Annotated in this window: 7 protein-coding genes; 3 read left to right on the top strand and 4 right to left on the bottom strand. The window is 40.5% G+C overall.

Annotation, left to right across the window (positions count from 1 at the left end; all coding sequences use genetic code 11):
* Nucleotides 1–53: 53 nt before the first annotated feature.
* Nucleotides 54–2840 (bottom strand): TonB-dependent receptor, encoded by a 2787-nt coding sequence (locus tag PAT01_RS00525; RefSeq protein WP_154944361.1) that lies wholly within the window; start codon nucleotides 2838–2840, stop codon nucleotides 54–56.
* A gap of 653 nt (nucleotides 2841–3493) precedes the next feature.
* Between PAT01_RS00525 and PAT01_RS00520 the strand changes: the two genes are divergently transcribed.
* Entirely contained in the window at nucleotides 3494–5119 is a 1626-nt protein-coding gene (locus PAT01_RS00520) for an alpha-glucosidase (RefSeq protein ID WP_138578204.1), read from the top strand.
* Between the two features lie 126 nt (nucleotides 5120–5245).
* Here PAT01_RS00520 and PAT01_RS00515 read toward each other — a convergent pair whose 3' ends face one another.
* Nucleotides 5246–5797, bottom strand: coding sequence for a TIGR00645 family protein (locus PAT01_RS00515; RefSeq protein WP_138578206.1), 552 nt, complete (start codon nucleotides 5795–5797; stop codon nucleotides 5246–5248).
* A gap of 235 nt (nucleotides 5798–6032) precedes the next feature.
* Here PAT01_RS00515 and PAT01_RS00510 point away from each other — a divergent pair, with 235 nt between their 5' ends.
* On the top strand, nucleotides 6033–6275 hold the full coding sequence (locus tag PAT01_RS00510; RefSeq protein ID WP_004587793.1) for a hypothetical protein: 243 nt from the start codon (nucleotides 6033–6035) through the stop codon (nucleotides 6273–6275).
* A 119-nt stretch (nucleotides 6276–6394) separates the two neighbouring features.
* On the opposite strand, the gene topA is transcribed toward PAT01_RS00510, so the two are convergent.
* Together topA and PAT01_RS00500 are read right to left on the bottom strand one after the other, a co-directional pair.
* Nucleotides 6395–9091, bottom strand: coding sequence for a type I DNA topoisomerase (gene topA, locus PAT01_RS00505; protein ID WP_138578208.1), 2697 nt, complete (start codon nucleotides 9089–9091; stop codon nucleotides 6395–6397).
* Between the two features lie 249 nt (nucleotides 9092–9340).
* The gene (locus PAT01_RS00500) at nucleotides 9341–12646 is read right to left on the bottom strand and encodes an Ig-like domain-containing protein (protein WP_138578210.1); all 3306 of its coding nucleotides are present in this window, start codon (nucleotides 12644–12646) and stop codon (nucleotides 9341–9343) included.
* A 188-nt stretch (nucleotides 12647–12834) separates the two neighbouring features.
* On the opposite strand from PAT01_RS00500, the gene PAT01_RS00495 reads away from it, so the two are divergent.
* Nucleotides 12835–14166 carry a dicarboxylate/amino acid:cation symporter gene (locus tag PAT01_RS00495; RefSeq protein ID WP_004587790.1) on the top strand — a complete coding sequence of 444 codons (1332 nt, stop codon included), beginning with the start codon at nucleotides 12835–12837 and terminating at the stop codon, nucleotides 14164–14166.
* The last annotated feature ends 14 nt before the right edge of the window (nucleotides 14167–14180 follow it).

Genomic DNA, 14180 nt, shown 5'->3' with positions numbered 1-14180 from the left:
TATAAAAAAGCCCTTGTAAAACAAATTACAAGGGCTCCTACACACAACCTTTATTATAGCTTGTAGCTAAAGCCTAACAAGTAAGTACGACCGTAATCTTGGTAGTCACGAACTTGTAGCGCGTTATCGCCAGAAAGCGATGTAAACGGCTCTTCTGTTAAGTTTTGAACTTGGAACTGAATTGATAACCCTTCAAGGCTTTCAACACCGGCCTCACTAAAGTCGTAGCCAGCTTGGATGTCCCAAATTGTTTCGCCTAGGATATCCACTTGCTCGGTATCAAAACCTAGCCCGTATACATCACCTTTAAAGGCACTACGTTTACGCATGCTGGTACGCAGTTGAATACCATTCATTTCGTAGTAAACCGTTAAGCTTTGAATTTTGTCAGACAGACCAGGTAGCTCGTACTCATTGCCGTTTTGATCTTCAATATCAGACTCAATACCTGTATGGCTTGCAATTAAACCAAAACCTTCAAGTGATGGGTGGAAAATTTTAAATGGCAATGCTAGAGATAGCTCGTAACCGTATAGGTCGCCGCCACCGCCATTTACTTTACCACTGCCAGTACCTTCAGAAGTAGCAGGTATTTCACCTGTTGATGGGTCAGCAACGCCCGACATATCAATTTCGTATGTGCCGTCAAAAATCCACTGGGTTAAGTCTTTATAGAAAAACGCAGCAGAGAAGTAACCTTCATCGCTAAAGTAGTTTTCGTACGTTAAATCGTAACCAGTTGCTTCTTTAGGCTCTAGGTTAGGGTTACCACCCGATACAGACCAAAAGTTACCGTTTTCATCAGGCGTTGTGTTGTATGATGCATCAATAGATGAGTTCATCTCGTCCAAACGGGCGCGTGAGATTGTTTTAGCTGCACCAAAACGTACTGTTTGCTGCTCATCAATCGCGAGTGATAAGTTCAAACTTGGTAAAACGTGTGAATAATCGTGGCTAATATTGGTAGGTGATGCCACAACAATGCCATCTACAGTACTAAATGCATTACCTTGCGATGACTGATCAGTGTGAACGTAACGTACACCTATATTACCAGTTAACGCTAAGCCGCTTACTTCGGCATTAATATTAGCTTGTGCAAATACTGAGGTAATTTCTTCTTTTACGGTCCACGATTTAGTTAAGTGGCTCGTATTTGTTAAGCTTTCATCTAGTAAGTCGTAGTAGCCGTCATTAACAAGACCATTTACATCGTAGGCAATCATATCGCCCATGCCAATAAAGTCTAAATCAACGCTGCCCATTCGATACTGCTCTGGCACGGTAACTAAACCCGGGTTATCAAGTGAAAACCCAGATAACGTCATAAAGAAGCCCTGCGAATCTTTGGTTTTTTCGCGCTCTTTATAAGACATACCAAATTCAATTGAGCTGAAGTATTCGTTTTCTAATACTTTAGATGCCGCTAGTTTTAACGTAGATAACTCATCTTCAATTGTAGGTGCATTAATGAAACCATCTTGCGCTTGGTTTTCATACTCGGTGCCCGTTAAGCCATATTTATCATTTAAAGCAGAGCTTGCACCCCATGATAAAGGACCACCTAATTGCATTAAGCTGTAATCGCTGTAATCTAAATCGTGAGTAAACGTAGCACCTGTATTACCACCGTTAAATGTGTAACCTAGGTTATCTGCAACACCGCGAGCATCGCCTCGGCCTGTGCCAGAGTAGCTCTCAAGGCTCCAAATTTTACGGTCTACTTGAGAGTAACTTGCGTCAAACTCTACTGACCACGAGTCATCAATATCGTATTTAGTGTTAAAGCCAAACGCGGTTAATTCTGCTTCACGCTCTTCGTAGTCGTTACGCACAACCACACGTTGGCCATTTGTTACCGCACTGGTAATAAAACCACTTGCGTCATCTACAGCTACGCTTGCAGGGTCAATCGAACCTTGACCCCATGCGAATGGAATTTCGATACCACGTAAGATTTTTTCGTCTGTAAAATCAACATATAACGCATCAAACGTCATGTTTAATTTGTCTGTAGGCGCGGCCTCTAGTACGAGCATTGCTGAGTCACGTTCAAGGGTTGATGAACGTACAAATGGTTTTGCACCCCCTAATATAGAGTACGTTTGACCATCATCAGCAGTAAATTCAGGGTAACCCCAAGCGTTCCAACGTTTTTCTTGATTTGGAGAGCTCATGGTATTTAGTGCAAACGCAACACCTATGGTGTCATCTGCAAATTGATCAATGTATGAAATAGTACCGCGGTAACCATCGTCGTTACCGTCTGGGTTTAGTTTATCAAAGCTAGTTTGCTCGTACTGGCCATTAACTTGAAATACACGCTCACCTTTACTTAAAGGACGTACGGTTTGCATGTTAATAACACCGGCAATACCTTCTGCTTCAATACTTGCATTAGGTGTTTTATAAACGGTAACACCGCTCATAATTTCTGATGGGTAAAGGTCAAACTCTACGCCGCGGTTATCGCCAATAGATACTTGCTCGCGGCCATTAAATGTAGTGCCACTTTCGTTTTCACCAAAACCACGAATTGATACTCTACTTGCGCGACCATCTAGGCGCTGCGCCGTTAAACCTGGTAAGCGTGCAATAGACTCAGCAATAGATGAATCAGGAAGTTTACCTATATCTTCAGCTGAAATTGACTCAACGACTTGAGTAGAAAAACGCTTTGTGTTGATTGATTCTACAACACTGCCACGAAAGCCTTTTACTTCGATAACCTCAACGTCATCATTTTTAACTGTATCTTCTTGTGCTGCTACAGAGGCAAAGCTTGCTAATCCTGCAGTAGCCATTGCCAACGTTAATATACTTGGTTTGAACATAGACATGATGTTTTTCCCGTTACCCATATTGTGATACTCGCTTCTTTATTTGAGTGATAGTCAAACAGGCGAGCTAATTTTGTTGTCAGCATCAATATTAACGCTCGAATTATTTTATTAACAACTTTATGCATACGTATTCAGTACTATGCAAAACGCTAAAAGTTAACAATGAGTTCACAAATAAAACTTTAACCCACTGTTTTAAATACTTTTATATTGGTGCAACCTAGTGATTTATTATCATTATAAAAATACATCAATTATTTACCTGAAATCCCTTTGTCATTATTTGTAAATAGCGTTAATTAAAGGTTTTTTATAAATTTACACGCATATCTTTTGTAAAGATTACCAGGTTAAATTGGTCTGACCAAAGAGTGGAATCACCAAAGCTGTGCAGCCCTTTAAAAATAAGCACCAAAATAGTCAGCTGTTTTAGTTATACTTAAATAAACATGATTGGTAAAAGTGCTGCAGCGGTTTTTATGGGTAACTTTCTGCTTAGCTAAAACCGCTTTTATGTAAGTAAATTAGCTGCATACGTATGCAGACTTTTTACAGAGCAGCACCCTTCACGTATGCTTTTTGAAAATTTAGTGATTGTTTCAATCAAACTAATAACAATATAAATACTGTGTGGAACGACGGAGAAAAGCATGGCCCAACAGCAGTGGTATAAAGGTGCGGTTATTTATCAGGTTTACCCGCGAAGCTTTCAAGACAGCAATAACGATGGTATTGGTGATCTTAAAGGGATAATTAATCGCATTGATTACATTAAAAGCTTAGGCGTTGACGCTATTTGGATTTCTCCTTTTTTCAAATCTCCAATGAAAGATTTTGGCTACGACATAAGTGACTATCGCGATATAGACCCCATATTTGGTGACCTAAACGACTTTGATGAGTTAATAGATCAAGCACATAAACGCGACATTAAAATTATTATTGACCAAGTGTTAAGCCATACATCAGACCAACATCACTGGTTTTTAGATAGCCGCGAAAATCAAAACAATGATAAAGCTGACTGGTACGTATGGGCAGATGCTAAAGAAGATGGCACAGCGCCTAATAACTGGTTATCTATTTTTGGTGGCGGTGCTTGGCAATGGGAGCCTCGTCGCGGTCAATACTATTTACATAACTTTTTAACCGAACAGCCTGATTTAAACTTTCATAACCCAGATGTAAGAAAAGCTGTTTTAGAAAATGTAGAGTTTTGGCTTAAAAAAGGTGTAGATGGTTTTAGATTAGACGCTATTAACTTTTGCTACCACGATGCACAATTACGTGACAATCCTGCAAAGCCTAAAGATAAACGCCAAGGCCGTGGCTTTAGTGAAGATAACCCATATGCTTTTCAGTACCATTATTATAATAACACCCAACCAGAAAACATTGAGTTTATGCAAGACATACGTGCACTACTTAATAAATACCCGGGTACTGTATCACTTGGCGAAATTTCATCGGAAGATTCATTGGCAACAATGGCAGAATATACCCAAGGCGGTGATAAGCTGCATATGGGCTACAGTTTTGAACTACTCACGGATGATTATTCAAGTGAATACATAAGAGAAACCGTACAGACCCTTGAGCAACGCATGACTGAAGGTTGGCCGTGCTGGGCGTTTAGCAACCACGATGTAGAGCGTGTTGCGAGCCGCTGGAGCCAAAATGGTGAAATAAACCCAGCACAATGCAAAATGCTTACAGCCCTACTTGCTTCATTACGTGGTAGCGTATGTATGTACCAAGGTGAAGAGCTGGGGCTAGGTGAAGCCTCTGTAGCATTTGAAGACCTACAAGACCCATATGGCATTACCTTTTGGCCAAACTTTAAAGGTCGCGACGGCTGTAGAACGCCAATGCCATGGGAAGGTAACAACATACAAAACGCAGGATTTAGTGCTGCTAAACCGTGGTTACCGGTTGGTAGCGCGCATACGCAGCAGGCTGTGTCTGTACAAGATAAAGATGCAAACTCTATACTTAATGCCTATCGTGAGTTTATGGCATGGCGTAAACAGCATACTGTGTTATTAGCAGGCGATATTAATTTTATTGATACTGCTGAGCCTATCCTCGCTTTTTACAGAACGCTAAACGAGCAAACTATGTTATGTGTGTTTAACTTAGCTGATAGCAATCAAACATTTGAGTTGACTAAAACAGTGACTGAGGCGCATGACTCACTATCTCATTGTAATGCTACTTTAGATGGTAATAAGCTAAACATGAATGGTTTTGACTGTTACTTTGCTTTTGTAAAATAAGAACGCCCTGACTTATAATGCTCAAAAGCCCGATTTTATCGGGCTTTTTTGTGTGCTCAAATAGTGGGACTGCTATAGCCGGTATTAAGACGAAATACAGGCCACCAAACCACTAACTTAACCTTTCTAATGTGATTGTGTTTTACTATTTAAATAATCAGTGAGCGCAAATAACACGCCAGAGCTTACAAAGGTGACATGGATAATCACTTTCCAAAATAGCTCCTCACTTGAATGAATATTAGAATTAATAAATACCTTTAAAAGCTCAACCGCAGATATGGCAACAATTGCGCTAATAAGCTTCATTTTTAAGCCAGAGAAAGCTACTTTTCCCATCCATGACGGCCTATCTTCGTGGCCCTCTATATTAAGCTTTGAAACAAAGTTCTCATAACCACTAAAAATAATAATAAGTAATAAACCAGCCAGTAAAGCGGTATCAACGAGGGTAAGTATACCCACTAATAACTCTTGGTTTGTTGCACTAAAAGTGGCAATACCCATTAAATAAAGTTGCTTAAAAAACTTTATTAATAGCAATATTACAGCAAATAGTAGGCCTACAAAAAACGGGGCTAATAACCAGCGCCCTTTAAATATAAACGACTCTAAGCCCTGCTCTACTTTGTGTATTTTACGAGGCGTACTGGTTGGTTTTGCTTGGTGTTCTGACATTAATCTATCTTTTTATAAAAAAGCGACCTTAGCTTATAATTTATTACAACACAATTACTTATATAATTATTTAAGCGTAATTTACTCATCTTGACGATAAAAATTTTTCGTTATCTTTTATTTTAATTTCGATTAAAAATCACTACACCAACAGAGTTGTTCTGCATTGGGCACTATTTAAATACAGCTTTAAAATGTATTTAAATCGTTAAACCATTTATTTAGGAATCAACAAATGAATAAAGCATTGCTAGCATTAATAGTTGCACCACTTTTTGCTGTATCTGCAACGGTTGCAATCGCAGACGATGCACCAGTAGCTTCTGCACAAACAATTAAAGAATACACAGATATGTGTGTAAATTGGGCTAAAGATGATGATGTAAGTAACGACGATCTATTTGGCTATGTTCTTCAATGCGTTAATGATGAATTAGAGTCTGAAGGCTACAAAAAAGTATCTACTGTACAAATCTAAACAATAAAAAATATGCGGCTAATAAAGCCATTGCGACGCATATAATCATAAAAAAACCGGAATGACACAGGCTGTGTATTCCGGTTTTTATTTGTCTTAGGCTAAATAAATTTTAACGTTTATTCAGCTTCTTTTTTTGCTTTAGGTTTAGCTGGCGATTTTTTTGCAGCCGCTTTCCTTTTAGGCGCTGCTTTTTTCTTCGCTTCTTCTACCCATGTACCCGCTTCGTAGTGAGCAGTCCAGCCTGTGGCTTTTCCGTCAACTTCAGTCATCACGTATTGCGCTTTATTTTTACGGCTATAACGTACTACGGCTAAATTACCATCAGGATCTTTATCTGGCGCATCAGCTAAGTAATAAAACTTAGGTGAAATACGCTCTCTAAAACGCTTTAGCTCAGCCACTTTAGGTGCTCGCGTCTCGCGTGATTTAGGGAAAGTGTTAGCCGCCAAGAAAATACCTGCAGCCCCGTCACGTAAAACAAAATAAGCTTCTGACTTTTCACATTCAAGTTCAGGTATGTGCACAGGATCTTCTTTTGGTGGCGCAGCTTCGCCGTTTTTAAGTAACTTACGCGTATTTTTACACTCTTCGTTGTTACAGCCAAAATACTTACCAAAACGGCCCGATTTAAGCTCCATGTCTGAGCCACATTTATCACATTCGATAATAGGCCCATCGTATCCTTTAATTTTAAAGGTACCTTGCTCAACGATATACCCTTCACATGCAGGGTTATTACCACAAACATGTAATTTACGGGTTTCGTCTATTAGGTAAGAGTCCATAGCCGTTTCACAGATTGGACAGCGCTTCATTTGCATTAATGTTTCAGTTTCAATGTCTTCAACATCTGCCGCAACCGCTTCATCCCCTGATACTAGGTTCATAGTGGTTGTACAACGCTCTTTAGGCGGTAAGTTATAACCTGTACACCCTAAAAACACCCCTGTAGATGCCGTGCGAATACCCATTTTTCTGCCACACGTAGGGCAGTCAATGTCGGTTTCGACCATTTGATTAAGGCGCATTCCGCCTTGCTCTGGCTCATCTTTGGCTATGTTTAATTGCGTAGAAAAATCAGCATAAAACTTATCAAGCACTTGGGTCCATACACGCTCGCCTTCGGCGATATCATCTAAACGACCTTCCATTTTTGCTGTAAAGTCAAAGTTCATTAAATCAGTGAAGTTTTCAACCAAACGGTCGGTAACAATTTCGCCCATTTTTTCAGCGAAGAAACGACGGTTTTCTACCCGTACATAACCACGGTCTTGAATTGTTGAAATAATTGATGCGTACGTAGATGGACGACCAATACCACGTTTTTCAAGCTCTTTTACTAAACTTGCTTCACTAAAGCGCGCTGGCGGTTTAGTAAAATGCTGCTTAGGGTCAAGCTCAATTAAACTAAGTACTTCACCTTCTTTTACTGCTGGCAGCGATTGATCTTCTTCATTCTTTTTACGTACCGCAGGTTGCACTTTTGTCCAACCATCAAAGCGAAGTACTCGCCCTTTTGCTTTTAGTTGAAACTCATCAGCGGCCACAGTAAGTGTTGTTAAGTCGTACTCTGCAGGCACCATTTGACAGGCAACAAACTGACGCCAAATTAATTCGTACAGTTTTTTGGCATCGGCATCAACACCTTCAACATGCCCAGAAAGTACAGTTACACTTGAAGGACGGATCGCTTCGTGCGCTTCTTGTGCATTGCCTTTAGAGCTGTAGCTAATTGGGTCTTTAGGTAAGTACTTTGCGCCAAACTCTTGGGTTACATAATCACGACACATTTCAACTGCATCTTTTGACAGATTAGTTGAATCGGTACGCATATAAGTAATGTAACCGCCTTCGTAGAGGCGCTGTGCAAGCATCATTGTTTTTTTAACGCCATAGCCTAAACGTGTACTGGCGGCTTGTTGCATGGTTGAAGTAATAAAAGGCGCACTTGGGCGGCTTTTGCTGGGTTTTTCTTCAACACTTATTACTTTATATTCGGCTGTCTCAAGGCTTTTAACTGCGGCTGTAGCCTGAGCCTCATTTACCGGCTTAAATGGCTTGTCTGCTTGTTTGGTGACTTCTAAGCGTAATTGTGACTCGGTATTTTTAACATCGGCGTGTATATCCCAAAATTCTTCAGGAATAAACGCTTTGATTTCACGTTCGCGCTCTACTAATAAACGTACCGCAACCGATTGCACACGCCCAGCAGAAAGCCCGCGCGCTACTTTAGCCCATAATAATGGCGATACCATAAAGCCAACTACACGGTCTAAGAAGCGGCGTGTTTGTTGTGCATATACCATGTCGGTATTTAGTTCACCAGGTGTTTCAAACGCTTGTTGAATCGCATTTTTTGTAATTTCGTTAAATACAACGCGTTTATATTTTTCAGGCTCACCACCAATAATTTCTTGAAGGTGCCAAGCAATTGCTTCCCCTTCTCTATCCAAATCCGTTGCGAGATAAACTTGGTCTGCATTTTCGGCCAGCTTTTTTAACTCTTGAACTACTTTCTCTTTACCTGGCAAAATTTCGTAATGTGGCTCCCACCCTTTTTCAGGATCAATACCCATACGTGCAACTAAGTTAGTGTAATCTCGTTGCTGTTTATACGCTGCCTTTTCTTCAGGCTCCATTTTACGAACTTCAGCTGGCGTTTTAGTCGCCGGTACTTTAGCTTTGTTCGAACCTGAAGTAGGTAAATCACGCACATGTCCAATACTGGACTTTACGATGAAGTCTTTACCTAAGTATTTATTAATTGTTTTAGCCTTAGCAGGTGACTCTACAATTACTAGCGATTTGCCCATAGTTGCCTATTTCTAACCAAATATTTAAATGTGTTTTGCCGACATAAACGGCGCGAATATTTATAGGTATATCTACAAACACCTATTGTTACAAGCTTTTAATACAAACTTTTCAGTATTTACTGAATAAACAAACAATTTTTGTTGTTAAATTATACAAACCGGTGTTTTTAAAATAATTGCTGTGGAATATATAGAACACAAATAAAAAAGCCAACCTTAAGGTTGGCATTTTTTACATTCTACCGATTATAAATCGTCGGTTACGCTAACAGAAAGCGTACTTTCTAACCCAGAAGGCGCTTCGGCAGTAATGGTTAAAATACCACTAAACTGCTCATTTCCTCCATCTAAGTCTTCACGCGTAATACCAAAGGATAAACCAACAGGCACAATACTTGTTGTATTAGGGTAAGTGTAATTATCACTACCTGTTAAAATACCATTGTCTGTGTCAATAGAGATGGTTGTTTCAGCAGGCATTGGGTTGTTATATATATCCGCTATAAATACCGTAAGCCCAAGGCTAGCCGTGCCTGATGCAGTTTGTGTTAAATCTATTGCATCAACCTGACACATTATTGCGCTAGTGGGGTCGTTTTGCACACGGCGAACAAGTGGACTTGCAGGGTCGCTGTTTACACGTACCTCTGAAGCGGTTGCACCCGCGATAGCAGAACAATCATCCGCGTATGTAACTAGCCTAAAGAATGCAGTATCACCCGACATTACGATTTCTTGGTTTTGAAATACATTAACCATTTGACGACTACAAATACCTGCGGCTTCGTCTTCTTCACGACACAGTAAACCATTGTATAGGCCGTTTTGTGTGGTCCATGTACCATTGCCATCAAAATCGACAAATTCTTCAAACTCATCACCGGTTGAGTTATCACGTGAACAGGGGTCGGTTCCATCATTACAGTCTTTACCGCCATAGGTGCCATCTTCATTGTTATCGATAAAGGCTTCTGGAATATCAAATAAATCATCAAAAAAATCTTCACTGTCAAAGTAGCCGTTGCCATTCAAATCAGAAAACGTTTCTTCACCAATTGCATAAGCATGTACAGTGGCACGTCCACCTAACGGTAAATCTACCGTTAAGTCATTATTTAAAATTCCTAATGGGCATGGTAAGCCACCATCACACTTTTGCGTAATGGTATTTTCATACATAGAGTCAGTAAACGGGCGTGGGTTACTGCTGGTCCACGTTACGCTACACGTACCATTGGTTGTTGTACAACTTGGCTCTATTACGCCCCCTTCTGTGATAAAGCTAACAGCTGTTCCATCTGGCACAGGGTTGTTAAAGTGATCAGCTAGGCGAGCATTAACCGATACCGTATTACCATCAACATTTAACGCATGAGGGTTAAATATTGAACGCGATAGCGAAAAGCTATTTTGATCAGCAATGCCTGTACTAATTACAAGAATATCTGAAGGGGCGGTTACAATAACCGTATCGCCATCTACGTCTTCTTCGCTAGATGCGATAACACGCACAGGCGTAGCAATTGAGCCCGATTGAACTGAGGTAGTCACTTCACCGCTGGCATTAGTAATTGCACTGGCTGTGCCTAACGTTATACCACCAACTGCCGTTGACAGCTCAAAGTTAACCGTTCTTGAAGCTAAATCATTGCCATTTGAATCCACAAGTTTAAATGTTACTTCAGAGATTTCAGTTCTGTCAGCACCACCCGTACCTTTTAATGCAATTACTGGCTCAGTCACTTCTACAAATTGTAAAAAGCCAATATTGGCAGGTGATACATTTATAGTAGTACTAGCAGAAACCGTATCGCCACCGGTGATCACGGTAGCCGTAATTATATCCCCACCCACACAAGTAAGCGGACGGTATGTAGAGCGTGCAAAGCCGCCAATACTGGTTACTGTTTCATCTATAAGTGCTTGGCCAGAGCCAACACAACCAGATGAAAATTCAACAGTAAGTGGTGTGGTATATAGCTCACCGTCTTTTGAAATTTCAATTGAGATAAGTGCTGTTGCACCTGCAGCTAATAGCTCATCGTCTGCAACCGAGCTGCTAATAGCAATTTCAACATCTACAGCAGCAATTTGAAATGCCTTAGTTAAATCGCTATCGAGCACTGACACAGTAATTTCACCGGCGCCTACATCTTGACCAGGAACTATATCTAAAAGTGCGATACCATTTACATCGGTAATAGCCGTGCCAGTTGAAGGTGTGATTGAGCCAATTGTTGTACTCGCTGTTACTAGAGTTTGCGTAAGAGGAGTTGTCGAATTCTCGTTAGTCACTTCGATATAAAGAATCGCCGTTGAATCACCTGAGATACTAGTTACTAGATCACACTGGCTTGCATCTCTTTGAGATTTAAAGTCTGCTGGACAATTTTCTAGGATTGAAAAACTAATATCTGCAGTACTTTGGTCTGGATTTACAGCATCACCTTTTGTATAAAAACCCAGCGTTTGCTCAACACCTTCGTACTGGGCTGTTATAACGCCTGCACCTTCTACAGTACCCGAAGTTAAGTTAATTGATGCAACACCACTCTCATTCGTTAGTGCAGTACCAATACTTGGGATTAAGTTGCCTAGAGTTGATGAGAAGTTTACAACTGCCCCTTCAACTTCAACACCATCTCCGTCAAGAATAGTTGCTTTAACAACTGCGCTATCTGCGGCGCTGATTGTGCTAATTTCTGATAACGTCGTTGAAGAGGTAAGACTTAAACCGATAGAAAAGTCTAATGATTCACCTTGAATGGGCGCATCCCCTTCAGTTGTAAATGTATAACCTTCAGAGCTATAAACAGTATTTTCGTTATCGGTGTAGGTGGCCACAATAGAGCCAGCCCCAGCTTCAGTCCCTGCAAGCAAGCTAATTGTTGCAATGCCTTGTTCGTTTGTTAAAGCTGTACCATTTGTAGGGTTTATACTCCCTAAACCAGTAAGTACAAACTCAATTAATTGGTAAGCAGCGGGTTCATTATCAATTAATAGTTCAACCTGCGCGGTAACAGGGTTTAAATAATCAACACTTCGAGTCGTAGCCCCAGATGAATCAACAAGCGTTACACTCAATTGTGGATCTGTTGATTGTGCGCCATCCGACTCAAATGCAAACGTATCGGTGTAACTTTCGCCATCGACTGTATATGTTGCTGTTACTTCACCAGCTCCTGCATTTTCACCCGCGGTAAGTTCCAGTATCGCTATACCATCTGATTGGGTTAACGCTGTACCTGCTGTAGGGTTTAGTTCACCGATTGAGTCAGCAAGGGTAAAAGTAATACGCTCACCTGAGACTGCATCGCCATCTTCATCTTCTAAAGTAGCTCTAAGCTCTAAAGGAGCAGCCGCTGTGACCGTGTTTGACTCAGTGTCACTAGATTGTAAGTAACCTTTTAAAGTTACCGTGTAAGTGGATGTTTCTGTAGTAGAATCGTCATCATCTCCGATGGTGCCGTCTTTTTCGATTGTTCCACCACCACCACAAGCGCAAAGCAAAATGCTAAATAGTGTAATGCTGAGTAGTCGCGTTAAAGGCATGGACCTCTCCCTAGCGTTGTTATTATTTACTAATAGTTGTTTACCTAATATTAACCTATAACTTAGTCTAATATCACAGTTTTTTGTCACTTTTTTATGTAAATAATTCCGCAAAGGCTATTTTTTTCTGTAGTAAATATTTCCTTGCTGGTAGTCTATGGCAAATTTGAAAAAATAGATTAGGGAATATGTCTAAAATACGTTCAATGAGTTTAACTACCCGTATCATGATTGGCATGGCACTGGGTATTGCTGTAGGCTTTTTATTTCAGGCTATATTAGCTGGTGAAGACGATTATCTAATTCCTCTTGGGTTATTCTCTTTGCCAATTAAAGCTTTTTTTGTAGATGGCCTTTTCCATGTTGGCGGACAAATTTTTATTGCCAGCTTAAAAATGTTGGTTGTGCCGCTGGTATTTGTATCGCTTGTATGTGGTACGTGTAGCTTGAGCGATCCTAAAAAATTAGGCCGTTTAGGTGGTAAATCGATTGGCTTATATTTAGTTACAACTGCCGTGGCAATTACCGTAGCTATTTCACTGGCGTTATTATTTAACCCAGGTCAAGGCATTGCACTGCCATCAGATGCAAGCTTCAATGCTAAAGAAGCCCCAACCTTAGCGCGAGTGATTATCGATATGTTCCCTACTAACCCATTCGAAGCGATGGCTAAAGGGAACATGCTGCAAGTTATTGTGTTTGCGCTTTTATTTGGTGTATCAATGGCGCTAAGTGGCAAAGCAGGTAAACGTGTAGCCGCAGTATTTGAAGATTTAAACACGGTTATTTTAAAACTAGTAACGCTACTAATGAACATTGCACCTTACGGTGTGTTCTTTTTAATGGCTAAACTTTTTACCACTATCGAAATGGGATTAATACTCAGCCTAGCTAAGTACTTCCTTGTAGTAGTGGCGGCCTTATTAATTCACGCATTTATTAATTACAGTATTATTTTAAAAGTATTAACAGGTCTTAACCCGCTTACCTTTTTAGCTAAAATGAAACACGCGTGTTTATTTGGTTTTAGCACTTCAAGCTCAAGCGCGACTATGCCTATTACACTTGAAACTGCGACCAAAAAACTCGGCGCTAATAACTCGGTTGCCTCTTTTACTATTCCGCTAGGCGCTACCATTAACATGGATGGCACAGCTATTATGCAAGGCGTGGCAACAGTATTTATTGCACAAGTGTTTGCTGTTGATTTAACGATTTCTGATTACTTAATGGTTATTCTAACCGCAACGCTTGCCTCGGTAGGCACTGCGGGCGTGCCTGGTGTGGGTTTAATCATGCTTGCAATGGTACTTAACCAAGTAGGTTTACCAGTAGAAGGGATTGCAATTATTATTGGTGTTGACAGATTGCTCGATATGACGCGCACAGCCGTTAATATAACGGGTGACTGTATGGTAACTTGTGTGGTTGCTAAGTCAGAAGGTCAATTAGATGAAACAATATTTAACGACCCGAACGCAGCTAAAGACTTAGAAGATTACCACAAATCTACTGAGTAATTATTTAAGCCCAT

This window comes from Pseudoalteromonas atlantica (genome assembly GCA_007988745.1).
GTDB lineage: Bacteria > Pseudomonadota > Gammaproteobacteria > Enterobacterales > Alteromonadaceae > Pseudoalteromonas > Pseudoalteromonas atlantica.
The sequence above is the reverse complement of the archived record's forward strand: the minus strand, read 5'-3'. Positions and strand labels throughout refer to the sequence as shown.